Genomic DNA, 22,317 nt, shown 5'->3' with positions numbered 1-22,317 from the left:
GCCCTGCACCGTTCCACCCCACCGATTCACCCGGCGGCTCACGTCGACGGCCCGCACACGAGGCCGGCGACAGGCGAATGCCGCTCGCCGATTGCAAGGAAAGCGACCTGATGAAGACAATCGTTCTCGACGACGACCCGACCGGCACGCAGTCGGCGACCGGCGTCACCGTGCTCCTCGAGAGTGACGCCGCCCTCCTGACCGACGCGCTTCGGCACGAAGACAGCGTCTACGTGCAGACCAACAGCCGAGCGCTCGACGAGGCGGCCGCGGTGACCCTCGCCCGCCGGATTCGCGCAGACGGCGAAGCGGCCGGTGCCGCGCTCGGCGAGCCGGTGAGATTCGTGCTCCGGGGGGACTCGACGCTGCGCGGTCACGTGTTCGCCGAATCGGAGGTGTTCCTCGATGAGGACGCCGGCGGCGTGCTGCTGTTCGTGCCCGCGTTCCCCGACGGCGGGCGGACCACCCACGGTGGCGTGCACTACGTGCGGGTCGACGGGCACGACGTTCCGGCTCACCAGACCGAGTACGCCGAAGACCCCGTCTTCCCGTTCGCGAGCAGCGACCTCTCCCAGTACGTAGCCGAGAAGTCGGGCCGGCGCGGCATCCCGGTCGCGCTCGACGTCGTCCGCGCGGGAGCTCTAGCAGACGTTTTGACGAGCGCCGCCCCCGGCGCGGTCGTCGTGCCGGACGCCGTGGATGCCGACGACATCCGGATGATCGCGGCGGCCGTCGACACGGCCATCGATGCGGGCGTGAGTCTCGTCATCCGCTCGGCAGCGCCCCTCGCCGCCGAACTCGCCGGGGTGGCCAGCGCCGGACTGCTGCCCAGCCCCCTCGTCGACACCCCCGTCGCCACGCTGCTCGTCTGCGGTTCACACACCGTGGGAGCGGCCAAGCAGTTGGCCCCGGTGGTGGCCGCCTTCGGCGAGGCGGCCGTCGTCGACACCGAGCAGGCTCTGGCCGCTGCCGCGCTGGCCGGGCTCGATGCGGCCGAACGGGCGCGGCCGGGGCTCGCCGATCACAAGCTCGCCGTCGTGACGAGCGAACGGGTGCGGTCGGGCGTCCACAACACGCTCGAACACGGCGAACGGGTCATGACGGCGCTCACGACGGCGGTCCGCACGCTGCTGCCCGACGTATCCGCCGTCGTAGCGAAGGGAGGCATTACCTCGGCCGAGGTCGCCCGCACCGGAATCGGCGCCTCCTCGGCCTACGTGCTCGGGCAGATCTTGCCCGGTGTCTCCGTGTGGCGGTTGAATGCCCACGACGGCCGGGAGCTGCTCTACGTCGTCGTGCCCGGCAACGTCGGCGACCCCGACACGCTGGTCGACGTTCTGGCGGCCCTTCGAATCACGCCCTGAACCGTCGCCGCCGGTCGACTGCAAAGAAGCGGCTGCTCAGGAGCACGGGACGCGTGCTGGTCCTGGGGAATCACAGCTGAAGTGTAGCGTTCGACGATGCCCGCGCCACCGCGCATCTCGGGCCGCCGCGCCTTGCTAAGGCGGCGCGACTCCCGGAGTGGGGGTGCCGCGCGGGGTGGGCGCGGCGCGGGCGCGGCGGGCGGGTTGTTACGGTGAGGGGAGTGTTGTCGAGGGGAAGAGGGACACTGTGCTCGTGACGTTGACGTCGACCGCGCCGGAGGCTTCGAACCTGAGCCACCTTTTGCGCAAGCATCCGGGCAAGGCGCAGGTGTTCGACCTGTCGGTCGGGCAGGCGCACGTGTTCTACCCGGAGGCGAGCGACGAGCGCTGCACCGTGGCGATGATGCTCGAGGTCGACCCCGTCGGCCTGGTGCGCGACAAACGCTTCCGCGGCGGCGATGCCTCGACCCTCGCGCAGTACGTGAACGACCGACCGTATGCCTCATCGTCGATGGTCGCCGTGGCCATCGGACAGGTGTTCCGCACCGCGATGGGTGGCCGCAGCGATGCGTTCCCCGAGCTGGCCGCCGGCACCCTGCCCCTCACCGTGACTGTCGCCGCCGTCTCGGCCCGCGGTGGCGCCGACCTCGTCCGGCAGCTCTTCGAGCCGCTCGGCTGGCAGGTCGATGCGCGCCCGATCGAGCTCGACTCCGAGCATCCCGAGTGGGGCGATTCGCGCTACGTCGACCTCACGTTGACGGGCGACATCCGGTTGTCGGATGCCCTGAGGCACCTCTATGTGCTGCTGCCCGTGCTCGACGACGCCAAACACTACTGGGTGTCCGACGACGAGATCGGCAAGCTGATGCGGGCCGGTGAGGGATGGCTGGCCGAGCACCCCGAGCGCGACCTCATCACGCGGCGCTACCTGGCGCATCAGCGCGGCATGGTCGGGGACGCCGAGGCGTTGCTCGACGGCGACGCGAGCGCCACGGATGCGTCAGCAAGCTCGGATGGCGCAGCGGGAGATGTTGCGGCCGGAGATGTTGCGGCCGACGGCCGCGCGCGAGCCGTTCAAGAACGTTCCCCCTCGCTCGCCCGCCTGCGCGCCGCGGCCGTCCTGCAGGCACTCTCGGATGTCCGCGCCCACAGCGTCGCCGACGTGGGCAGCGGCCCGGGCGCACTGCTCGTGCACCTCATGGCCGAGCCCGCGTTCTCGCACGTCATCGGCACCGACGTGTCGGCGCGCGCGCTCGAGGAGGCGGCCCGTCGCCTGAACCTGCGCGAGGCCAGCGACCGGGTGCGCGACCGCATCCAGCTGCTGCAGTCGTCGGTGACCTACCAGGATTCCCGGCTCGCGGGGCTCGACGCGATCGTTCTCATGGAGGTCATCGAACACGTGGATGCCGCACGCCACGGTGCGCTCGAAGCATCCGTTTTCGGGGCCGCCGCCCCCGCCGCCGTCATCGTGACCACACCGAACAGCGACTACAACGCGTTGTACCCGTCGCTGCCCGCGGGCGAGTTCCGGCACACCGACCACCGGTTCGAGTGGAGCCGGGCCGAGTTCGAGGCGTGGGCCGCGAGCGTGTGCGAACGGTTCGGCTACACGGTCGAATTTCGCACGGTCGGCGACGTCGATGCGGCCCTCGGGTCCCCCACCCAGCTCGCACTCTTCCGAAAGGGCGGCCAGCGATGAGCCAGCACACCGAATCGCACGCCGAGAGGCCGCCGCTGGCGCTGCCCGACATGTCGCTCGTGCTGCTCGTCGGCCCCAGCGGCTCGGGCAAGTCGACGTTCGCCGCGAAACATTTCGGCCGCTTCGAGACCCTGTCGAGCGACTTCTTCCGCGGCCTCGTCTCTAACGACGAGAACGACCAGTCGGCCACCGCGGCGGCCTTCGAGGCGCTCAAGCACGTGGCCGGCCAGCGGCTGCGCAAGGGCCTGCTCACCGTGATCGATGCAACCAACGTGCAACCCGAGTCACGGCGGTCGCTCGTGGAGCTCGCCCGCGAACACGATGTGCTGCCCGTGGCGATCGTGCTCGACATCCCCGAGAGCGTGTGCGTCGAACGCAACGCCCAGCGCACCGACCGCACGTTCGGCGCTTCCGTGATCAAGCGGCAGCACGACCAGCTGCGGCGGTCGCTGAAACACCTCGGCAAGGAGGGGTTCCGCAAGGTGCACCTGCTGTCGAGCGAGGAGGAGGTGGCCGAGGCGCGGTTCGTGCGCGAGCCCCTGCTCAACGACCGGCGCGAGGAACGCGGGCCCTTCGACGCCATCGGCGATGTGCACGGCTGCCGCTCCGAGCTCGAGACCTTGCTCGCACAACTCGGCTACGAGCTCGTGCGCGACGCCGAGGGCCGACCCGTCGACGCCGTGCACCCCGAGGGCCGACGCGTGATCTTCCTCGGCGACCTCGTCGACCGCGGACCCGATGCCCCCGGCGTGCTGCGCCTGGCGATGGGCATGGTGGGCGCGGGACACGCCCTCGCCGTGCCCGGAAACCACGAGGCCAAACTGGTGCGCGCCCTGCAGGGCAAGAAGGTGCAGACCAGCCACGGGCTCGCCGAGACGCTCTCACAACTGGCCGGGGAGACCGACGAATTCCGCGCCGAGGTCGAACGCTTCTGCCGCGAACTGGTCTCCCACCTGGTGCTCGACGACGGCGCGCTCGTCGTGGCCCACGCCGGGCTGATCGAGAAATACCAGGGTCGGGCCTCCGGGCGCGTGCGCTCCTTCGCGCTCTATGGCGACACCACGGGCGAGACCGACGAATACGGCCTGCCCGTGCGCCTGCCCTGGGCCAACGAGTACCGCGGCGACGCCACCGTGCTCTATGGCCACGTGCCCACGCTCGAGGCCGAATGGGTGAACAACACCATGTGCCTCGACACGGGCTGCGTGTTCGGCGGCAAGCTCAGCGCGCTGCGGTGGCCCGAACGCGAGGTCGTCGACGTGCCCGCCGAGCAGGTTTGGTATGAACCGGCCGCTCCGCTCGGACGTGCCGCCCAGGCGTCCGTCGACGAGCGTGACCCGGGCCTGCTGCGCATCGACGACGTGCTCGGCAAACAGATCGTCGAGACGCGCGTGTTCGGCAAGGTCGGCATTCGCGAGGATGCCGCGGCCGGTGCCCTCGAGGTTATGAGCCGTTTCGCGACCGACCCCCGGCACCTCGTCTATCTGCCGCCGACCATGAGCCCGCCGGCCACGTCGAAGCGCGACGACCTGCTCGAACACCCCGCCGAAGCGTTCGAGGCCTACCGCCGCGAGGGGCTCGGCCAGGTGATCTGCGAGGAGAAGCACATGGGTTCGCGCGCCGTCGTGCTGCTGACGCGCGACCCCGGCCGGTTCGACGCGCCCGACGGATGGCGGGGCGTGGTGCACACGCGCACCGGGCGGCCCTTCTTCGACGAGGCCGTGACCGACGCATTCCTCACGCGGCTCGACGCGGCCGTCTCCGCAGCCGGCCTGTGGGACGAGCTCGACACCTCATGGATGCTGTTCGACGCCGAGTTGCTGCCCTGGTCACTCAAGGCGGGCCCCATCATCCGCGAGCAGTACGCGTCGGTGGGGGCTGCCGCAACGGCCTCGCTGCCCGCCGCGGTGTCGGTGCTCGAGCGCGCGGCCTCGGCCGGCATCGACGTCGGCGACCTGCTCGACCGCACCCGCCGCCGATCCGAGGATGCTTCGGCCTACGTCGACGCCTACCGTCGTTATGCCGCACCGTCGCGGGGTCTCGAGGGCGTGCAGTTGGCGCCGTTCCAGCTGCTCGCATCCGAAGGCGCCAGCCACCTGGGCCGCGAACACGCGTGGCACCTCGACATCGCGCGGCGACTCGTCGACGCCGACCCCGCCTTCATCCGCGCCACCCGCTCGGTGTCGGTCGACCTCACCGACCCCGCTTCGGAGGATGCGGCGACGCGCTGGTGGGAGGAGCTGACGGGCGCGGGCGGCGAGGGCATGGTCGTGAAACCGCTCGCGGGGCTCACGCGCGGCACGAAGTCACTCGCGCAGCCGGGCATCAAGGTGCGCGGCCGCGAATACCTGCGCATTATCTACGGCCCCGACTACACCGAACCCCGCAACCTCACCCGGCTGCGCGACCGCGACATCGGCCACAAACGTTCCATGGCGCTGCGCGAGTACGCGCTGGGCGTCGAGGCCATCGAGCGCTTCGTCGCCGGCGAACCCACCTGGCGCGTGCACCAGGCCGTCTTCGGTGTGCTCGCCATGGAATCGGAGCCCATCGACCCGCGCCTGTAAGAGGGCGCGGTTAGACCCGCGGCGGCTGCTCGGGCCCCTGCGGGAAGGGCGGTTCTGACTGCTGCTGACCGGCCTGGGGGTATGCCGGAGATCCAGCCTGCGAAGCGTTCGGCTGCGGCGGCCAGGGCGGCGACGACTGCTCATATCCCGGCTGCGAAGTCTGCTGCGGAAGCGGCCAGGGCTGCAACGGCTGCGGGTACTGCGGCGCCTGCGGGCGCTTCTCGTAGGAGGAGTGGGGCAACGGCGCGCGCGTGACGAGGCCGTAACGGCGGCCCCACCAGATGCTGAAGAGACCCGCGGCGAGCACGATGGCCATGGGAATCAGCATCCAGGCATCGGCGACGCCCGCCTCGCGTTCGAAGACCTGGTCGGTCTGGTCGAGCAGGGCGGTGGGGATGAAGAGCAGCACGTTGTTGGTGGCGTGGATGAGCACGGGGGCTTCGAGCCCGCCGGTGCCGCGCGCTGCCAGTGCCATCGACACGCCGAAGACGAAGTAGTAGGCCAGCAGCCACGGGTCGGACGCCGCGTGCGCCAGCATGAACACGAACGACGAGATGAACGTTGCCGACACGAACGCCGCCGTGGGATGCCCGAACCACGACCCCACCGATCGCTGAATGAGGCCGCGGGCACCGTATTCTTCGCCCGCCGACTGCAGCGGCGTGGTGAGCAGCACGATGACGAGCATCGAGATGGTGGTGGCGGTGAACTGCAGCTCGTCGGGCGGCGTTCCGATGAACGAGATGGCCACGTAGATGAGCCAGACGGGCACGATGACGAGCGCGAGCCGCCCCATCCAGCGCCACCGGAAGCGACCCGTCACCGACGACAGGTTGCCCGGCCGCACGCCGAACAGCAGCCACTGCAGCAGCATCGACACGGGCCACATGGCCCCGAGCGCCAGGTTGTTGGCGAGCATGACGGCGGGCGTCAGGCGCAGCGGGTTCTCGGCCCACTCGTCGAACGTGTACTGACCGGTGGCGACGTCGAAGAACACGCCGGCGAGGCTCAGGATGGTCGACAGCACGAAGAAGAGGACGACGAGGGCGACGATCGCGAGCGTTCCGCGCCACCATTGGGGCTTCACCCGTAAGCCCTGGTCGTGCGTCACGACGGGTCGCGGGGCCGTTTCTACCCATCCGTTGTTCGGCGTGTGGTTCGTCATACGTCCAGCCTAGGGACGGCCGGATTGCCGGGCCTCCCCCTCGCGTCGGACATCGACGGACGGTGACGCTCGTTCCTCCGACGAGGGAGGGACGGGACGCGAGGGGGAAGGCGCGGCGGGGTCAGCTAGACGGCCGACGGAACGATGAGCCCGTTCGTCGCGGTGCGGGCGCGGGTGAGGCGCGCCTCGACATCCGCCCAGTTGACGATGTTCCAGAACGCCTTCACGTAGTCGGCGCGCACGTTCTGGTAGTCGAGGTAGTAGGCGTGCTCCCACACGTCGAGCTGCAGCAGCGGCGTGATGCCGACGGGCACGTTGCCCTGCTGGTCGAAGAGCTGGAAGATGACGGGACGCGCGCCGATGCTGTCCCAGCCGAGCACCGACCAGCCGGAGCCCTGAACGCCGAGCGCCGTGGCCGTGAAGTGGGCCTGGAACTTCTCGAACGAGCCGAAGTTGGCGCCGATGGTCTCGGCGAGGTCACCCGTGGGCTCGCCGCCGCCCTCGGGCGACAGGTTCTGCCAGAACACGCTGTGGTTGATGTGACCGCCCAGGTTGAAGGCGAGGTCCTTTTCGAGCTTGTTGACGGCCGCGAGGTTGCCCGAGTCGCGGGCCTCGGCCAGCTGCTCGAGGGCCGTGTTGGCGCCCGTCACGTAGGTCTGGTGGTGCTTCGAGTGGTGCAACTCCATGATCTGCGCGGAGATGTGCGGGGCGAGGGCCGAGTAGTCGTAGGGCAGGTCGGGCAGGGTGTAGCTGGGCATCCGATGTTCTCTTTCTGTTGTGGGATGGAGGGAGGCTGATCAGTCGTGACTGAGACGCAGGAACCGGCGGTCATGGTAGACGAGCGGTTCGGATGCGGGGCCCGTTATGACGTCGAGCACTTCGGCGACGACGAGCAGCGAGCTGCCGACGGGGACGACCTGGATGGTGCGGCAGCGCAGGGCTTGGCGGGCATCGGCGAGGAGCGGCTCGCCCGTCGGCAGGGTGGTGAAACCCTGTTCGGGCGTGAAGCGGGGGGCGCCCGAGCGGGCGAACGCCTCGGCCACGTCGATGTGCTGCGTGCCGAGGAGGTGCACGACGTAGGTGTCGGCCGAGAGGAGCGCGCCGGCCGAACCGGTGGCGCGCGTGACCGAGAACGAGAGCGCGGGCGGGTCGACGGCCACCGAGGCGACGCTCGACGCCGTCAGGCCGACGGGACCCTCTGGCGTGATGGCGGTAATAACGGCCACGCCAGCCGGATGCTCGCGGAAGGCGTTCTTGAAGGATTGGGCCGTGGCCGCCTGGGAGGCCAACGATTCGGTTTCGTGCATGTCCTCACTCTAAAACCTCAAGTATGGTTGAGGTCAAGGGCTGGCGAAAGGTGAGGCGATGTCACAGGCATCCGAAGAACTGCTCACGGTCGCCGAGATGTGTCGGCGCACCGGGGTGGCCGCCTCCGCGCTGCGCTTCTACGAAGATCTCGGGCTCATCGCGTCGCGCCGCACCGTCGGCAATCAGCGGCGCTACCCGCGGCACATGATCAGGCGAGTGTCGCTCATCTCGGTGGCGAAACGCCTCGGCATTCCGCTCAGCGATGTGCAGTCGGCGTTCGAGGCGTTGCCGCACGACGAGACGCCGAGCCAAGAGGATTGGCAACGCGCATCCCTGCGGTGGAAGAAGCAGCTCGAAGAGCGGCGGCTGGGCATCGAGCGACTCGAGCGCGAACTGACCGGATGCATCGGCTGCGGGTGCCTGTCGATGAAGGCGTGTGGGCTGCTCAACCCCGACGACGCGCTCGGGCAGCTGGGCGCGGGGGCGCACCGACTGGGCGAATAAGCGACTCAGTCGTCGAGGTGCGCGCGTTCACCCTCCTGCGTGAAGATCGACAGGATCTCGACGGGGCCGTTGTGGGCGCCGACGGCGTGCGGCGTCATGCACGAGAATTCCGCCGCCGACCCTGCCTCTACCAGGATGTCGCGCTCCCCCAAACGCAGGTGCAACGTGCCCGACAACACCATGAACCAGTCGCGCCCCGGGTGCACGCCGCCCTGCGACGCGAACTCCTCGGAGTCACGCGGCGCCAGGCGCTCCTCGATGAGCATCTTGGCGACCGTCATGTTGTGCGGGGCGCGCTCCTTGGCGAGCGTCCACACGGTGCGGCCGCGCATCTCGTTGCGCTGGGGGCGGATGACGACATCCTCGTCTTCGGTTTCGACGAGCAGATCGAGCGTGGTCTCGAGGGCGCGCGCGATGGGCACGAGCTGGTCGAGCGCGATGCGGCGGTGACCCGTCTCGATGCGGCTCAGCGTGGAGGGGCTCAGGAAGCAGCGGGCCGCGAGCGTGTCGAGCGACCACCCGCGCGCCACCCGCAGGGCCCGGATGCGTTGGCGGATGACGGCGTCGAGGTCGGGCTCTTCTTGCTTCATGCGCAAGAGTCTATGTCGTTGGCGCATGTGGCGTCTACGGTTGAGGGATGACGCAGCCACACGCCCGCAGCACGCAACAGGTTCCCGCCGACGCCGAGCAGGCCGAGCAGGAGGCCAGACCTCTCGGCGGCGGCCACGGCCACGGCCACGAGCACGCAGGTATCGCGCCGCTCCTTGATCTCGACGCCGAGGTTCTGCACGAGGCACTGTTCGCGATCACGAACGCCGTGCGCTCGGCACGCGACGGGCAGCGCACGCGCCGGGTTCTCGACCTCGGCGCCGGCACGGGGACGGGCACGATGGCCCTCGCCGAGCGTTTTCCGCGCGCCGACGTCTACGCGCTCGACCGCTCCGAGCAGATGCTCGACCTGGTGCGCAGCAAGGCGTTCTTCCGCGGCATCCCCGAGCGCGTTCACACCGTGCGGGCCGACCTCGACGACGTGTGGCCCGCCTTCGAACCGTTCGATGTGGCGTGGGCGTCATTGTCGCTGCACGAGGTGGCAGACCCCGACCGTGTGTTCGAAAACATCCTCGCGGCTCTGGCGCCCGGCGGCCTACTCGCAGTCGTCGAGATGGACACGCGGCCCTTCGTGCTGCCCGACGACCTGGGCCTCGGCACCCCCGGGCTCGAAGCACGCATCCACGCCGCCGTCGCGCCGGCCCGCGCCCCCATGAACCTGCACCCCGACTGGACCGACGCCCTCGTGCGCGCCGGATTCGCGGATGTCGCGCGTCACCGTTTCGAGATCGCACCGTCCCCGCAGGCCCTCGCCCGCTTCGCTTCCGGCCCGACGTCCGGCGAGCGCGCCTCGGTTCTCGCCCGCTACGCGCGCACGTCGTTGCTGCGACTGCGCGACGCCGCGTGGCCGGGCCTGAACCCGGAGGACCGAGACACCCTCGACATCCTGCTCGCCGAGGACGGCCCCCACAGCCTGCTCAACCGAGGCGACCTCACCGTCAGTGGCACGCGCAGCCTCTGGCTCGCCCGCCGACCGTAGTCGAAGCGCTAGTGCCCGATGTAGCGGTCGGGCCGGTGGTTGATCGCGAGGACCAGGTTGAGCAGCACCGCGCCCAGCGCCGACAGCAGCACGGTCAGCGGCGAGACGACGGCGAAGGCCGAAGCCACGATGATGACGTCGAAGATCATCTGCACGTAGCCGGCCTTGAAGCCCGTCTTGTCTTGCACGAGCAGCGCGACGATGTTGATGCCACCCAGGCTGGCGCGGTGGCGGAAGATGATGAGCAGGCCGATGCCGACGAGCAGGTTGCCGGTGAGCGTGCCATAGACGGGGCCGATGCTCGAGACATCCAGCTGGGTGGGATGCAGGTAGGCCAGCAACGACACGATGACCACGGCGATGATGGTGCGCACCGTGAAGACGACGCCCTTCTTCCAGAACGCGAGGGCGATGAACGGCGCGTTCACGAGCACGAACCAGATGCTGAACGAGACGGGCGTCGAATAGCTGAGGAGGAGGGCGAGTCCGGCGGTTCCACCGGTCACGGCGCCGGACGCCTTCAGCAGGAAGAGGCCGAAGGAGACGACGAAGGCCCCCGTGAAGAGACCGAAGGCGTCTTCGAGGCGGCTGTGTTTGACCTGGCGCTCGCGGGGTGGGCGAGAGGTGCGCGGGGTTCGGGGCCGGCGGGGGGCCAGCGGCTGGCGAGGATCGCTCGCGTTGCTGTCGGGTTGCACCCTGCAACGTTATAGCCAGCGGGGGCCGCCGAAGCACGCGGGGTGATCGGGTCATCGCGAGTCCCCCGTCCGGACAGGCCCCGCCCGCGCAATAGCCGGGCACGGATGTCGGCCGTGGCGCGTAGCCTTCGGGCATGGACGGTTGCGTCATCCCGCTCTCGACGGGCCTCGCGTGCGGCGAGCCCGTCGCGCCGGGCGCGCCGCTCGACCTGTGCCACGACCACCTACTGGTTGCCCACGACTGGGTGGCCGGCGACGCGGGTGTGACCGACCTACTGCCGTCACCCTGCCTCGCGTGCGGTTCACGCCTCGGCGTCCGCTACCCCTCTGGGTGGATGTGCGCGATCTGCGAGTGGCGGGTCGGCGCCGTCGTCGACCAGGCCGATGTCGTCGCCGTGCGCGTCGATGTCGTCTACTACGTGCGCTTTCGAGACCAGATCAAGATCGGCACGTCGGCCACACCGCGGCATCGGCTCGCCGCCATCCGACACGACGAGCTGCTCGCCTTCGAGCGCGGCAACCGGTCGCTCGAACAGCGACGCCACGCGCAGTTCGCGGCCCACCGCCTGGGTCGCTCGGAATGGTTCGCGGCCCACGACGAGCTCCTGGCCCACATCGACACTCTGCGCCGGGGCGTCGACGACCCGTGGCAGCTCTACGCGCTCTGGCGCAGCGAACAGCTCGCCCTGCGCGGCTGACAGGGAGTCACGGCGACCTGCCGAGCAGGGGCGCTTGTTTCTCTGTATCGATACATGCCCCCTTGCGGAACAGACCAGTGGACGGGTGATACGGACACGCCAGTCCGCGGACCTCACACCCCGAGAATGGCGTCCGGTCAACGATCCCCTATCGGACGCCAGCGCATGATGACCAGGAAAATCCGCGACGCCGGCCGCGCAAAGCCCTCGTGTCGCCTCGGACACCAATCGCAATCCGCTCCATTGCTTGCGGGCCCAGCCCCATCTATCCTTGACACGTCGAGAGAAGGGGCCCCGGTGCACTTGGTTATCGCAGCTTGTGTTGTGGGCACGATCGTTGTCGCCGCCGTGATCATCACGATGTTCTCGGTACTAGGCCGGAAGAACAGCACTGGACGTCGCGCTAATAAAGTCGCCGATGCCGATCCACGGTTCGCAGAAGAACTCCGGCGAGTTCAAACTCAGATCGATTCGGCGCGCTCGGGATACCGGCCGTAGGTAGCTGCGTGATCCGCGAGCACATTCACCGTAGTAAGGCGAGAGACGCGCGTACCCTATATCCGTGAACTCTCGAGACGCATTCGGCTACCCGATAGATCTTCCGCTGGGCGAGCCGTTTCTGAGCCCCCGAGAACTTGGACCTGACGCTGGGCCTGAGGTTCTCCGCGCGCACGCCGATGCCTATGCGGCCTACCAGCATCGCTTCGCAGCCGCGCATGCGGCGAAACGCCGCTGACGCCATACGGGGCAGATCTCGGCGGTGACACCGCCGGAGCTCGGGTATCCGTCGCAGAACGGGCTTTACTCACCGCCCTGTTGCGCTAGATTGCGACGCTTCGTACCACCGCCTGCAGGCGCGGATGGCAACATCGACGGATTCATATGGTCCAGAAATTCGCGGCAATCGCTTCGTGAGCCCCCGAAAAAACACGGATGGGCCTCTGCCCCGAGGTTCGTCGAAAATCAACGCGATGCGTTCTCCCGCCTCGGTGGTCACCGTGACGTCGTTCGCCATGGCCTCCTGTGAGGTTGACCGCTTGTCAGCCCCTGACCGCTCACCTGCTTCGTCGTGAACGGGAAGGTGATCGACGCCATCCTCGACGAGGTACCGCAGCGCCTCGTCGAAAGTGTTGAAGAGCGGGTGATCTTCCGGATGGCTCAACGCGAGCGTTTCGAAGCCCCCATCAACCGACTGCACGAATCCGAGTATGCCGACCGCATCGACCTCTCTCACGGCTCGCATGCTTACTCGCCATCCTCCATGGGGCACGGGCAGGACGAGGACGTCCGGCTCATTCCTCACCTCCCGATTCACGTGGCTCGTCCTTCTCGGTCCACATGCCGGCCGGCTTCGATGACCCGTCGCGCCAGGCCTGACATCTGAATCGCGCGCAATGCTGCCCCCTTTTTTGACCCGGATAGCTTCGAGCGCTCGGAAGCGGTTGTCTAGAGTCTTGACAGAGCGGCGCGTGTTACCTACGGCTCATCGCGCTGCGAGGAGTAAATCGGTACGGTTTGTGCGCGTGGTGGGCGCGTCGCTAAGACAATAGCGAGGACACCCAGGAAGGTGGGGGCGGCCAACTGGGCTAAGGAGCTCAGCGCAGCCGCGGCGAGATAGGCACTCTGTCCCGCAGCGCCGGCAACAATACTCACCCCGAGGATCGCGATCAGAACCTCAGGAACAGTGATGGCAACGAACGCCCACATGGGAGCCAAGTTCCAAGGATGCGGGACCACACGAGCCCGCGCTACTTGTGCAACAGCGACCGCCATGAGGCTGAACCGCACAGCCATGTCCACGTAAACGAAAACGGTGATCTCGGCACCCGGAGTTTGTTGCTGACCGATGACGAAATAGACCACCCGAGCCATGACGGACCACAACGCGACCGCCACGAGAGCGGATACCCCCAGACGGCGGCGCCCTACGACGCTCCCCTGACCGCGGATCCCGAGCGCGAAAACGACCAGGGCCCCCGCGAAGACCAGCGCGCCCAGAATCGTGATTCCAGGAACCGCGAAAACTACTTGCTGCGCAACGACCCCAATCAGGACGGATGCGAGAAGTAGAACACCTCCGATCAAAAGCGTCTGCCGCGCATCCCCCGAACGACGTGCATGTTCTTTCTTGTCCGACATGGCGCCCAGTTTATGGGCATGAATCAACACTCCGCACCCCATCCTGGATGCTTCAGAAGTCCTTGACGTTCTGCTCAGAAGCGTGACGGTTGCATTTATCGAGAAGCAGAAGTTAGCGTGCTGGCGAGGAAAAACATACGGAACTCAATGAGGAGACTGTCATGAAACCCCATCGCAAAACAGGCGTCGCCGCAGCAGCCCTTCTTGTCACGGGCTTGGCCGTCGGCACGTCACAGGCAAGCTACGGTGCCGAAAAGCAGTCGGACGCAACGACTGCAGCTGACGAAGCAGGATACATCGTGGTCGACCCAACGACAGCGACGTCCACGTCGGCTGGCACGTTCTATCCAACCGGAAGTATCGACGACGATACGATCGTCGTCATCCCGGAGTCCGACGGCACCCTTCCCGGAGGCATCTCCGAAGCAGATCTGAAATCCGCCGTCACAGAACGTCGACTCCTTCAAGCGCGAGGGGCGGATGCCCCGGCCATGGCTGAGTTGGCGCGTGGAGCCGTTTCGCCTCTCGCAACAGGTGCTTATTCAGCGACTTCGACCGGCTGGTCTACCGTTTACAACGGGGGAAGCCTTATCGGCTTCGATGAAACGGCGCGCGCCGGTTACAACTTCAATGTGCTCCCCGAGACGTCGCAGGTAAACGCCGGGAGTGGTCTGGGCTACTACCGGGGGTACAACGGAAGCGAATTCGGCACGTGGTCGTCCTGGTACAACCTCGGGTCAGCGTCGGATGGCAGCCCGCGGACCACGTCCGTCCCCTGGGGCAACGTCGCGGCGACGACCCAGTTCCGTGCACAGTGCGCTACAACGACCCTCTGCGGAGGAACCTTCACCGCGCCATAACAAGTGGTCACAGGCGAAGACGCGCCGCACAAGATGCCGGCCCTCACTTTTAGGGCCGGCATCTGGTGATTCGAAGCGCCCTTTTCCACAAGAAATTCGTTCACAACTGCATCCCGGTTCGGATACCGAGCACGCGCGGCCGCTAGCCGATCGGTGACGTCGCCAGAACGAGTACAAGCCAGAGCACGAAGGACACCAGCGGTGCCGCGAAACCCACCACAACAGCGGCGATGCCGCTCCTTCGGCCACGGCGCTGAACCGTTGCGACAATCCCCTGGATCGCACCCCACAATGCCACGCCGACCCACACCAGCTGAGACCCCATCACGATGAACACGGCAAGCAGCAGGACCTGCTCCTCATCGGTGAGACCGGTGTTCGAACGCACTTCCAGCGGCCCGAGGTTCAAGCCCGCGAACACCGATGAGGCACAAGACCCGACGGCGCCCACTACCGCCAACACGAGAGCGACCGTGCCCAGCCTGGTCGAACGGATGACGCGGTTCCCCAGCTCATTCCTGCAATCTACTTTGCCAGGCCGACGCCTAGCCGCGCGAACACAGCACGGTACTCCTCGCTAGCCAACTCGAGCGATCGGGTTTCATCGGCGGTGAACCAACCCACAGCGTCATGTTCCTCGGAACTCACATTTGCCGGCTCACCCTCCCACTCGTGGATGAGCCACATCCTTAGGTCCATGTCGGGGCGTCGGATGCGCGCGTCAGGCTCAGTACCAGGCGCGACGATCACACCCAATTCCTCCCGCATCTCCCGCCTCACCGCTTCTACGCCACTTTCCCCGGACTCGACATGCCCGCCCGGAAGATCCCACACCGACGGGTACCACTCTTTCGTCGGCGACCTGTGCACCAGGAATACTTTGCCGTCGCGAACAAGCACCGCGCACACCACGTCATGCCGGGGAGGAGTCACGCCTCCCATCATGCCTCGTCTTACCGCCCGCGTTGTCCGAGCGACCAGCCCCGATCACATCATGCTTGCCGCGTGCCACCCCGCGACATCGCATTGTCCATCGTCGTTGTTCCCGGTGGCGAGCACCGATCCATCCGAGCGAAGACCGAGGGTATGCGTCGACCCTGCCGCCACGGCCACGACCTCGGTCCATGCGGCCACGTCACACTGACCTCGTCTGTTGTCCCCCGCCGCGCGCACGCGACCCGTTTCCAGAACCGCGACCGTGTGAGCACTGCCCGCAGAGACCGCGACTACATCCCGCCACGCAGTGACGTCCGAGATTCCCGCCATCCGATCGCCGACGGCAAGCACCCGATGGTCGCGAGTGAGACCAACCGTATGGAGGTAACCGGCGCTGATCGCCCGCAGCCCGCGCCATCCGTCGACTGCGCATTGCCCTCGACGGCCGTTGCCGACGGCGACGGCCGTCCCATCGCCGCGAATCGCGGCGGTATGCCAGTCCCCCGCACTGATGGCGACCAGATCACTCCAATCGCCGATGGCGTTCGCGCCTTCACTCTGCCGACCGGCTGCCACAGCCGTTCCGTCGGCACGCACAGCCACGGTGCGCCGCCAGCCGGCCGCGACATTCACGACATCGGTCCACCCGTCGGTGTCGCACTGTCCGTCCGAGTTCCACCCGACGGCGACCACCGTGCCGTCACCACGCAGACCGACCGTATGGGAGCGCCCTGTGTTAGGGGCCGTGTGTACGTTGCCGGCCGCCACGGCGACGATGTCGCCCCACCCCGCCACGTCGCGCTCTCCCGATGACCCCCGGCCGGCCGTCAGAACCACTCCCCCTGACGCCACCGCGACGGAGTGCCGCCGGCCCGCCGCAATACGTGCCCGAGCCTGGTCCATCGCGTTATCTCCGGTCATCTCTGCATCCTCTCAAAGGGTCAGCACTGCGTGATGCCAAAGATGACGTGAGGGCAAAGCGTCGATTGAACGGGTCGCCGGCCGCAGAGCGAAAACTAAGCGGCAAGGCTGATTTCACGTGAAAAGTGTCCGCTGGACGATCCCCTATCGGACAGCCGTTCAGCAGGGGCCAGATTCAGGAATTATCGCGACTACCGCGGGGCCGTCATTCAGTGGCCGGTAATGGCCACATTTCGGGCGCGGATCGCTTCCTCCGTTTCGGGGAAGAAGGAAGCCAATCCGAAGTCGACGGCGACCGCCTGGATCTCCTCAACGACGGGGCGCAGGCGTGATTCGTATTCCGCGAACGCCGCGTCGATATCGCCGCCCGTCGTTTCGAAAGCGTCATGAAGGGCAGTCGCGCCGATGATCGCAAGAGACCCACCCATGCCCGCAGCCGGGGAGGCGCAGTAGCCGGCATCACCCACCAGAGCCACGCGCCCATCGGTCCAGTGCGGCATCTTGGTTTGGCTGAGCTTGTCGAAGTAGAAGTTGTCAGCACTTTCGGCCCGTTCGAGGAAGGCGGTGAAGTCCGAGCCCAGACCGGCGAATGTTGCTCGGACAATGTCCTTCTGCTGCTGCGCGTCCCGGTAGTCATACGTGAGCTCCTCATCCGAGTGGAAAAGGAAGCAGATATCGGTCTTGTCCTGATAGGCATTCAGCATCAGTGTTCGGCCCGGCGTGCTGAGGATGCGGGTGGTGTTCTGGGGGATGAGCGTCTCGTCGACGATAGCGACGGTGAAGTAGTTATGGAGGAAGGTGCTGAAGTCCGCTTCGGGGCCGAAACGGAGTTTGCGGACGTTGGAGTGGTTTCCATCACACCCCAGGACGATGTCGAAGCTGTCGTCGGCACCGTGCTCGAAGGAAGCCCGCACGCCTTCCGGGATGTCGGTCAATGCCGTGATCGATTCGCGGAATCTCATTTCCACGTCGCGTTCGACCGTCGCGAACAGGATCTCGAGGAGATCGTCTCGGGGGATTTCGTAGGCGTCTTCGGGACCATCCTCTCCAGCAGGATGGGGCTCCAAGCGCACGTCCGTTCCGCCCGAGAGGTTCGTGAACTCGGTCACCCGCGGGGGGAGGCTTTTCTCTCGGATGGCGTCGAGGATGCCCATTCGTTCAGCAATTCTGATCGTGTCATCCTTGATGTCCACGGGGGTTCCGCCCTTCTTCAACCCGGCCGAACGCTCCACGATGGTGACCTCATAGCCGAGCCGGTGCAACCAGAAGGCCGTTGTCAGCCCGGCAAAACCTGCGCCGGAAACAAGCGCTCGGAGCTTCCCCGAGGCGTGGGTGTCGCGTGATGTAGTCATGTGTCCGTCTTTTCTTTGTTGAGGTATTCAAAGTTTAGAGTAACCATAACTTTGTGTAAGCAACACCAATTTTGCTAATCTCGGGAGGTGGAAACAAAGCTGGGACTACGCGAGCGCAAGAAATTGCAGCAACGGGAGCACATTGCCGACACGGCGGCGGCACTCTTCGCCGAGCGCGGCTATGACTCGGTGTCCATGTCGGATGTCGCCCGAGCCGCAGACGTGTCCGACCAGACCATCTACAACTACTTCCCCACCAAGCCGGACCTCGTGCTCGACCGCGCGGACGAATACCGCAATATGTATGCCCAAGCTGTTCGTGAGCGAGCCCCCGACCAGAGTCCCGCAGACGCGCTCCGGCCGTTACTAGTATTCGCAATAGACCTCTACGCCGAGGAATCTCCCCACCTCGCTCTGGGCGAGTTCCCGGCCCTTTGTCTGCAGAGTGGCACCTTGCGCCGCTTCGCGCTCGAGCTCCGCGAACAACAGACGGAGCGACTGGCCGCGGCTTTGCGCGAGACGGACCCGCACATCTCGGGCATCATCGCCCGAGCACATGCCGCCGCGCTCATCTCGGTTGTTCAAACCATCACTGACGCCACAGGGCAGGCAATCATCGACCACGTCGCCCCAGATGAGGTCGTTTCGCGAATGAAAAAGGAGGCAGCCGACGCACTCGACCACCTCGCTCAGGTTTTCCTCACCTGCCTGACCCGCTGAACCGGACGCACTACGTGAACCTTGGCTAGATATTTCTGAGGAGTAGGACGGCGGCGTCTGTTCCAGCCCCTCAACAGGCGGCCGGACAACGGCACTCGTGTCGTGGTACGAAACATCGAGATTTGACGGGGTCGGGGCCTCATTGTTTCTGGCCTGATGGGATGGTCTTCGAAAAACACGTTGCGACCGGTTTGTGCAGACGCAGAGTTCTCAATGGTGGGCAACCATCGCCGCTGTGATATTCACTCACCGGGCTGGCCTCGTCGCGTACAACTCTTGAAACAGACCCGGACGATCCCCGCCCCGCGGGTGTTTCACGAAAACGACGTCCGGCCAACCATCCCCTATCGGACGTTCGCGCTCACCATCTGATCAGCGTGCCGCGGACACTGATCACGGAACATGCAAGCCGTCAGAACGTTGGAGTACCGTGGGATTCATGGATATCCCCTCGATGATCATGGGCGCGTCGATCGCCTCAATTGTTTGGATCGCCGTTTACCCCTGGGCGAAGTTGAAGAAGCTTCGCGAAATGGACGGCGTGACCGAAAACAGTTCGGGCTCAGAGTCGCGTTCCTAGGCGTTCATCAGCTCTGTTCCGTTCGGGATGCAAGCGATAGGCCCATTCGCCACTCGAGTACGCCGCCCATAAAGGTGAGCACCCCGCGCCTCCTAGACTGACGGCTGTCGCCGCTCAGTAAGGTGGGCGGATGGAGAGAGTTACTTCCCGGGTTGTCGGGAGCATCGTGCTCGTGCTTAGCGGGGCTTTCCATCAACGGAGCCGTGCGGGTCGCGACCGGAAACGACACAGTGTGGGGCGTAATGAATTCGGTCTCCGTGACCGCGTCCAAGCGGTGATATTCACCCACCGAGCAGGCATCGTCGGGTACGACTCTTGAAACCGAACAGGACGAGCCCCGCCCGCGGGTGTTTCACGAAAACGACGTCCGGCCTACCATCCCCTATCGGACAGGATCTAGCGAACGCAGGCTGCTGTCGGACTGGCCTCCCACTCAATTGTTCCCAGGATGGTTGACACCTAGCGCATCGCCGCGACGATCACCGCGGCCGTTGCGCCAACAGCGCGCACGGTGTTCGCGGCCGTCCAGCGACGGGCGTACATTGGCCAAAACGCGGAACCATCTTTCTCGAGGCGTCGATTGAGGGGCACGTTGACGGCCACCGTGAGCACGGTGCTCGCGAGGGATGCTCCCGCGACGGCGATCTCGCTCACTGCGCCCCGCGGCACGGCGTTCACCAGTACACCGGCCGCTGCCAGTGCGGCGATGCCGAAGAGGACGATGAACGGCCCCCGCTCCGCCTGCGCATTGATGCGAACCATCGCCGCCGTCGCCGCTCGATCATCGAGCCGCCGTAGCCCCGGCACGACCATGGTGGAGAAGGCCGCATACACTCCGCCGAGCAGACCCGCTCCGACAACGGCAACCGTGTAGATCACGACCAGGCCCCGGCCGCCGCCGCGCGGCGTGCGAACGTTCGCAGGGAAGAGGGTTGGCGTTCGAGCACCTCTTGGACCCCGTGCACGAGGGAGGCATTGCGTCCGTCGAGAATGTCGGTGAATAAGTAGGCGAGCGGCTCGGCCTCTGATCCGGGCACCCCGTCGAGGGCGAGGTCGGCGACAAACGATTCCACATCGACCGATTCGAAAGTCACGGTGCTTTGCCGCGCTTCAGACAGAATTTCGGCGGCTTCGGCAAAGGTCAGCAGTTCCGGCCCCGAGAGCTCGTAGGTGTCATTGCCCGGGTGGGGCCGCGTCAATGTGACGACAGCCGCGTCGGCCACATCGTCGAGGTCCACGAATGCTTCGGGCACATCGGGGGCCGGCAATCTCAGCCGACCTCGGCGAACCGGCCCCGTGAGGAAGTGCTCGGAGAAGTTCTGCTGGAACCACGAACACCGAAGAACCGTCGTCGGCACGCCCGACCGACGCAGGGCCGCTTCGCTCGCACGAGCACCCTCCTCCCCTCGCCCGGACAGGAGGACGAGGCGCTGCAGCCCTTCCCGAGCCGCTAGCGAGCCAAGGGCTTCCATTTTCTCAGGCACACCCGGGAAGGCCAGATCAGGGGTGAAACAGACAAAGGCGGCCGACGCGCCACGCAGAGCATGCGACCACGTCGCCGGGCTATCCCAGTCGAAGCCGGTTCGCCGCGAGACCAGGCGCGTCGGCACCCCTAGCCGGATCAGACGGTTATGGATACGCGAACCGGAGCGCCCGGCCCCGCCGAGGATGAGAGTAGTCATGTCGCTAGTACATCGGCTCGGTGCCAGACGCGGAATGAGCTAGACCCCAGCATTCCTTTGTGAGCGTCTAGTGTGGTGACCATGGATCCGCTCACCCACTTCCTCGACGGGCCGCGAGCCGTCGGCGCATTCGCCCTGTCGATGCACATGAATGCCCCGTGGGGCGTGCATGTGCGCGACCGCGCCGCGCTCACCGTCGTGGCGGTCACGCGGGGGCGGGCGCGCATCGACGGCGAGCTCCTCGAGACCGGCGATGTGGCATTGGTGAGCGGCCCCGAACCCTATGTCGTCTCCGACGAGGCCGCCAGCGCACCAACAATCGACATCGGACCCGGGCAGCACTGCACCACCCTCGACGGGCGAGATCTCGTCGAAGAACTCCGACACGGCGTCCGGCGCTGGGGCAACGCGTCAGAGGGCGAGACGTCCCTCCTCATCGGCACGTACGAACGCACCGATGACGCCGGCGGCCTCGTCTCCCGAGCCTTGCCCCGCCTGGCTGTCGTGCGCCGCGAGAGGGCTGACGGCATCCTGCTCGAATTGCTCGGGCGCGAGATGGCGAACGGCGACGCGGCGGCCCAGGTCGTGATCGATCGGCTGTTGGATGTCTTGGTCGTGCGCACCATTCGCAGCTGGATCGCCGACGAGGCACACAGTGGAAGGCCCACCTGGCTCACCTGTCACGACCCGATCGTCGTGCGCGCGCTCGACGTCCTTCACGCCGAACCGGCGGCACCCTGGACCGTCGAACATCTGGCACGGCGGGTGAACACCTCTCGCGCTTCACTCGCGGCGCGCTTTCGTTCGGGCGTCGGCGAGGCGCCCATGACCTACCTCACGCGCTGGCGCTTGACGCTCGCTCGCGATTTGCTGCGCGCCGCAGACACTCCGATCGCCGAGATCGCCCACGAGGTGGGATATCGCAATGCCTACGCTTTCAGCACCGCATTCAAGCGCCATATCGGCGCGACACCGTCCGAATTTCGCCGCCATCGCCCGCTTCTTCACACGGCGGGCTAAGCCAATCGGCCTACTGCGGCCGTCAGATCAGCCGGGGAGCAGCGCGGGGTGGGTACTACGCATCCGTAGTCTCACGCCGGACCTTCTGCCGCGGTATGGCACATCGGCGTTTCACGCTGTAAGGGTCCGGTAAACGATCCGCTACCGGACACTACGTGAACGGGACAGATGCAGGGGAATCGGGCCCCACATCGATGATTGCGACCTTGCGCCCGAGCAGTTGGCCGACGATCTGCTCCAGCGTCCGGATGTTGCGAAGCCGTCCCAAGTCATCTCGCCCAAGCACGAATATGCGCTCGTCCTCGCTGCTGACAGGCAGCGTTCGAATCGCCCCTTCGTAACCGGCGAGAGCGAACGCGCCCTCCACGGCGGTGCGCTGACCTACGTTGAACACCCTCCGATGGTAATAACGCGTTCATCCGCGTTGCATTCAAGCCGGTCGGCTAGGGCCGTCCTCTCTGCACTTTTTTCCCTTATCGGAAAGGAGACCCGCAGCAGCTCACGGCGGTGGGCTGCGTC

24 protein-coding genes are annotated in these 22,317 nt (G+C 66.6%); 10 read left to right on the top strand and 14 right to left on the bottom strand.

Going from position 1 to position 22,317, the window contains the following annotated elements; translation table 11 throughout:
* Nucleotides 1-110 precede the first annotated feature (110 nt).
* The 3 genes from ACZ6IE_RS00700 to ACZ6IE_RS00690 all read left to right on the top strand — a co-directional run bounded on the left by ACZ6IE_RS00700 (nt 111) and on the right by ACZ6IE_RS00690 (nt 5,630).
* Nucleotides 111-1,364 (top strand): four-carbon acid sugar kinase family protein, encoded by a 1,254-nt coding sequence (locus tag ACZ6IE_RS00700; RefSeq protein WP_464606256.1) that lies wholly within the window; start codon nt 111-113, stop codon nt 1,362-1,364.
* Between the two features lie 247 nt (nt 1,365-1,611).
* The gene (locus tag ACZ6IE_RS00695; RefSeq protein ID WP_464606254.1) at nt 1,612-3,063 is read left to right on the top strand and encodes a 3' terminal RNA ribose 2'-O-methyltransferase Hen1; all 1,452 of its coding nucleotides are present in this window, start codon (nt 1,612-1,614) and stop codon (nt 3,061-3,063) included.
* On the top strand, nt 3,060-5,630 hold the full coding sequence (locus tag ACZ6IE_RS00690) for a polynucleotide kinase-phosphatase (RefSeq protein ID WP_464606252.1): 2,571 nt from the start codon (nt 3,060-3,062) through the stop codon (nt 5,628-5,630). The genes ACZ6IE_RS00695 and ACZ6IE_RS00690 overlap by 4 nt, the downstream gene beginning before the upstream one ends.
* Nucleotides 5,631-5,640: 10 nt before the next feature.
* Here the strand turns inward: ACZ6IE_RS00690 and ACZ6IE_RS00685 are convergent, their stop codons facing one another.
* The 3 genes from ACZ6IE_RS00685 to ACZ6IE_RS00675 all read right to left on the bottom strand — a co-directional run bounded on the left by ACZ6IE_RS00685 (nt 5,641) and on the right by ACZ6IE_RS00675 (nt 8,102).
* Nucleotides 5,641-6,795, bottom strand: coding sequence for a lysostaphin resistance A-like protein (locus tag ACZ6IE_RS00685; RefSeq protein WP_464606250.1), 1,155 nt, complete (start codon nt 6,793-6,795; stop codon nt 5,641-5,643).
* Nucleotides 6,796-6,920: 125 nt separating this feature from the next.
* Nucleotides 6,921-7,553, bottom strand: a complete 633-nt coding sequence (locus tag ACZ6IE_RS00680; RefSeq protein WP_079726469.1) for a superoxide dismutase — start codon at nt 7,551-7,553, stop codon at nt 6,921-6,923.
* 39 nt (nt 7,554-7,592) lie between these two features.
* Nucleotides 7,593-8,102, bottom strand: coding sequence for a flavin reductase family protein (locus ACZ6IE_RS00675; protein WP_079726468.1), 510 nt, complete (start codon nt 8,100-8,102; stop codon nt 7,593-7,595).
* 58 nt (nt 8,103-8,160) lie between these two features.
* Between ACZ6IE_RS00675 and soxR the strand changes: the two genes are divergently transcribed.
* The gene (gene soxR / locus ACZ6IE_RS00670; protein WP_079726467.1) at nt 8,161-8,607 is read left to right on the top strand and encodes a redox-sensitive transcriptional activator SoxR; all 447 of its coding nucleotides are present in this window, start codon (nt 8,161-8,163) and stop codon (nt 8,605-8,607) included.
* Between the two features lie 5 nt (nt 8,608-8,612).
* On the opposite strand, the gene ACZ6IE_RS00665 is transcribed toward soxR, so the two are convergent.
* Nucleotides 8,613-9,197 carry a helix-turn-helix domain-containing protein gene (locus ACZ6IE_RS00665; RefSeq protein WP_202969378.1) on the bottom strand — a complete coding sequence of 195 codons (585 nt, stop codon included), beginning with the start codon at nt 9,195-9,197 and terminating at the stop codon, nt 8,613-8,615.
* Between the two features lie 47 nt (nt 9,198-9,244).
* Here ACZ6IE_RS00665 and ACZ6IE_RS00660 point away from each other — a divergent pair, with 47 nt between their 5' ends.
* Nucleotides 9,245-10,195 carry a class I SAM-dependent methyltransferase gene (locus ACZ6IE_RS00660; protein ID WP_464606246.1) on the top strand — a complete coding sequence of 317 codons (951 nt, stop codon included), beginning with the start codon at nt 9,245-9,247 and terminating at the stop codon, nt 10,193-10,195.
* Nucleotides 10,196-10,203: 8 nt separating this feature from the next.
* On the opposite strand, the gene ACZ6IE_RS00655 is transcribed toward ACZ6IE_RS00660, so the two are convergent.
* Nucleotides 10,204-10,890: a YitT family protein gene (locus tag ACZ6IE_RS00655; RefSeq protein WP_464606244.1), complete on the bottom strand. Its 687-nt coding sequence runs from the start codon at nt 10,888-10,890 to the stop codon at nt 10,204-10,206.
* Nucleotides 10,891-11,024: 134 nt separating this feature from the next.
* Between ACZ6IE_RS00655 and ACZ6IE_RS00650 the strand changes: the two genes are divergently transcribed.
* Nucleotides 11,025-11,588: a GIY-YIG nuclease family protein gene (locus ACZ6IE_RS00650; protein ID WP_464606242.1), complete on the top strand. Its 564-nt coding sequence runs from the start codon at nt 11,025-11,027 to the stop codon at nt 11,586-11,588.
* Between the two features lie 805 nt (nt 11,589-12,393).
* On the opposite strand, the gene ACZ6IE_RS00645 is transcribed toward ACZ6IE_RS00650, so the two are convergent.
* Nucleotides 12,394-12,822: a hypothetical protein gene (locus ACZ6IE_RS00645; RefSeq protein ID WP_464606240.1), complete on the bottom strand. Its 429-nt coding sequence runs from the start codon at nt 12,820-12,822 to the stop codon at nt 12,394-12,396.
* 242 nt (nt 12,823-13,064) lie between these two features.
* Entirely contained in the window at nt 13,065-13,727 is a 663-nt protein-coding gene (locus ACZ6IE_RS00640; RefSeq protein WP_464606238.1) for a hypothetical protein, read from the bottom strand.
* Nucleotides 13,728-13,888: 161 nt separating this feature from the next.
* Here ACZ6IE_RS00640 and ACZ6IE_RS00635 point away from each other — a divergent pair, with 161 nt between their 5' ends.
* Nucleotides 13,889-14,587, top strand: a complete 699-nt coding sequence (locus tag ACZ6IE_RS00635) for a hypothetical protein (protein WP_464606236.1) — start codon at nt 13,889-13,891, stop codon at nt 14,585-14,587.
* Nucleotides 14,588-14,729: 142 nt separating this feature from the next.
* Here ACZ6IE_RS00635 and ACZ6IE_RS00630 read toward each other — a convergent pair whose 3' ends face one another.
* The 4 genes from ACZ6IE_RS00630 to ACZ6IE_RS00615 form a co-directional block, all read right to left on the bottom strand.
* Nucleotides 14,730-15,050 carry a hypothetical protein gene (locus ACZ6IE_RS00630; protein WP_464606234.1) on the bottom strand — a complete coding sequence of 107 codons (321 nt, stop codon included), beginning with the start codon at nt 15,048-15,050 and terminating at the stop codon, nt 14,730-14,732.
* Nucleotides 15,051-15,112: 62 nt separating this feature from the next.
* Nucleotides 15,113-15,532, bottom strand: coding sequence for an NUDIX domain-containing protein (locus ACZ6IE_RS00625; RefSeq protein ID WP_464606232.1), 420 nt, complete (start codon nt 15,530-15,532; stop codon nt 15,113-15,115).
* Between the two features lie 42 nt (nt 15,533-15,574).
* A complete protein-coding gene (locus tag ACZ6IE_RS00620; protein ID WP_464606230.1) occupies nt 15,575-16,444 on the bottom strand; it encodes an RCC1 domain-containing protein in 870 nt (289 codons plus the stop codon).
* 209 nt (nt 16,445-16,653) lie between these two features.
* Entirely contained in the window at nt 16,654-17,796 is a 1,143-nt protein-coding gene (locus ACZ6IE_RS00615; RefSeq protein WP_464606228.1) for an FAD-dependent monooxygenase, read from the bottom strand.
* A gap of 87 nt (nt 17,797-17,883) precedes the next feature.
* Here ACZ6IE_RS00615 and ACZ6IE_RS00610 point away from each other — a divergent pair, with 87 nt between their 5' ends.
* Nucleotides 17,884-18,516 (top strand): TetR/AcrR family transcriptional regulator, encoded by a 633-nt coding sequence (locus ACZ6IE_RS00610; RefSeq protein WP_464606226.1) that lies wholly within the window; start codon nt 17,884-17,886, stop codon nt 18,514-18,516.
* A 439-nt stretch (nt 18,517-18,955) separates the two neighbouring features.
* Nucleotides 18,956-19,096: a hypothetical protein gene (locus ACZ6IE_RS00605; RefSeq protein ID WP_464606224.1), complete on the top strand. Its 141-nt coding sequence runs from the start codon at nt 18,956-18,958 to the stop codon at nt 19,094-19,096.
* Between the two features lie 459 nt (nt 19,097-19,555).
* Here ACZ6IE_RS00605 and ACZ6IE_RS00600 read toward each other — a convergent pair whose 3' ends face one another.
* Together ACZ6IE_RS00600 and ACZ6IE_RS00595 are read right to left on the bottom strand one after the other, a co-directional pair.
* Nucleotides 19,556-19,975 (bottom strand): anthrone oxygenase family protein, encoded by a 420-nt coding sequence (locus tag ACZ6IE_RS00600; RefSeq protein WP_464606222.1) that lies wholly within the window; start codon nt 19,973-19,975, stop codon nt 19,556-19,558.
* Nucleotides 19,972-20,778, bottom strand: a complete 807-nt coding sequence (locus ACZ6IE_RS00595) for an SDR family oxidoreductase (RefSeq protein ID WP_464606220.1) — start codon at nt 20,776-20,778, stop codon at nt 19,972-19,974. The genes ACZ6IE_RS00600 and ACZ6IE_RS00595 overlap by 4 nt, the downstream gene beginning before the upstream one ends.
* Nucleotides 20,779-20,859: 81 nt before the next feature.
* On the opposite strand from ACZ6IE_RS00595, the gene ACZ6IE_RS00590 reads away from it, so the two are divergent.
* Nucleotides 20,860-21,798 carry an AraC family transcriptional regulator gene (locus tag ACZ6IE_RS00590; RefSeq protein WP_464606218.1) on the top strand — a complete coding sequence of 313 codons (939 nt, stop codon included), beginning with the start codon at nt 20,860-20,862 and terminating at the stop codon, nt 21,796-21,798.
* Nucleotides 21,799-21,949: 151 nt separating this feature from the next.
* On the opposite strand, the gene ACZ6IE_RS00585 is transcribed toward ACZ6IE_RS00590, so the two are convergent.
* Complete coding sequence (locus tag ACZ6IE_RS00585; RefSeq protein ID WP_464606216.1) at nt 21,950-22,192, bottom strand: hypothetical protein; 243 nt, start codon at nt 22,190-22,192, stop codon at nt 21,950-21,952.
* Between the last annotated feature and the right edge of the window lie 125 nt (nt 22,193-22,317).

This window comes from Okibacterium sp. AC114 (genome assembly GCF_979253355.1).
The sequence above is the reverse complement of the archived record's forward strand: the minus strand, read 5'-3'. Positions and strand labels throughout refer to the sequence as shown.

What these genes read in the sequence shown, in the direction of transcription:
- ACZ6IE_RS00590 (WP_464606218.1), top strand. Translation starts at nt 20,860, where the DNA reads ATGGATCCGCTCACCCACTTCCTCGACGGGCCGCGAGCCGTCGGCGCA.
- ACZ6IE_RS00605 (WP_464606224.1), top strand. Translation starts at nt 18,956, where the DNA reads ATGGATATCCCCTCGATGATCATGGGCGCGTCGATCGCCTCAATTGTT.
- ACZ6IE_RS00665 (WP_202969378.1), bottom strand. Translation starts at nt 9,197, where the DNA reads ATGAAGCAAGAAGAGCCCGACCTCGACGCCGTCATCCGCCAACGCATC.
- ACZ6IE_RS00700 (WP_464606256.1), top strand. Translation starts at nt 111, where the DNA reads ATGAAGACAATCGTTCTCGACGACGACCCGACCGGCACGCAGTCGGCG.
- ACZ6IE_RS00675 (WP_079726468.1), bottom strand. Translation starts at nt 8,102, where the DNA reads ATGCACGAAACCGAATCGTTGGCCTCCCAGGCGGCCACGGCCCAATCC.
- ACZ6IE_RS00620 (WP_464606230.1), bottom strand. Translation starts at nt 16,444, where the DNA reads ATGACCGGAGATAACGCGATGGACCAGGCTCGGGCACGTATTGCGGCG.
- ACZ6IE_RS00680 (WP_079726469.1), bottom strand. Translation starts at nt 7,553, where the DNA reads ATGCCCAGCTACACCCTGCCCGACCTGCCCTACGACTACTCGGCCCTC.
- ACZ6IE_RS00640 (WP_464606238.1), bottom strand. Translation starts at nt 13,727, where the DNA reads ATGTCGGACAAGAAAGAACATGCACGTCGTTCGGGGGATGCGCGGCAG.
- ACZ6IE_RS00660 (WP_464606246.1), top strand. Translation starts at nt 9,245, where the DNA reads ATGACGCAGCCACACGCCCGCAGCACGCAACAGGTTCCCGCCGACGCC.
- ACZ6IE_RS00685 (WP_464606250.1), bottom strand. Translation starts at nt 6,795, where the DNA reads ATGACGAACCACACGCCGAACAACGGATGGGTAGAAACGGCCCCGCGA.
- ACZ6IE_RS00595 (WP_464606220.1), bottom strand. Translation starts at nt 20,778, where the DNA reads ATGACTACTCTCATCCTCGGCGGGGCCGGGCGCTCCGGTTCGCGTATC.
- ACZ6IE_RS00635 (WP_464606236.1), top strand. Translation starts at nt 13,889, where the DNA reads ATGAAACCCCATCGCAAAACAGGCGTCGCCGCAGCAGCCCTTCTTGTC.
- soxR (WP_079726467.1), top strand. Translation starts at nt 8,161, where the DNA reads ATGTCACAGGCATCCGAAGAACTGCTCACGGTCGCCGAGATGTGTCGG.
- ACZ6IE_RS00625 (WP_464606232.1), bottom strand. Translation starts at nt 15,532, where the DNA reads ATGATGGGAGGCGTGACTCCTCCCCGGCATGACGTGGTGTGCGCGGTG.
- ACZ6IE_RS00690 (WP_464606252.1), top strand. Translation starts at nt 3,060, where the DNA reads ATGAGCCAGCACACCGAATCGCACGCCGAGAGGCCGCCGCTGGCGCTG.
- ACZ6IE_RS00615 (WP_464606228.1), bottom strand. Translation starts at nt 17,796, where the DNA reads ATGACTACATCACGCGACACCCACGCCTCGGGGAAGCTCCGAGCGCTT.
- ACZ6IE_RS00650 (WP_464606242.1), top strand. Translation starts at nt 11,025, where the DNA reads ATGGACGGTTGCGTCATCCCGCTCTCGACGGGCCTCGCGTGCGGCGAG.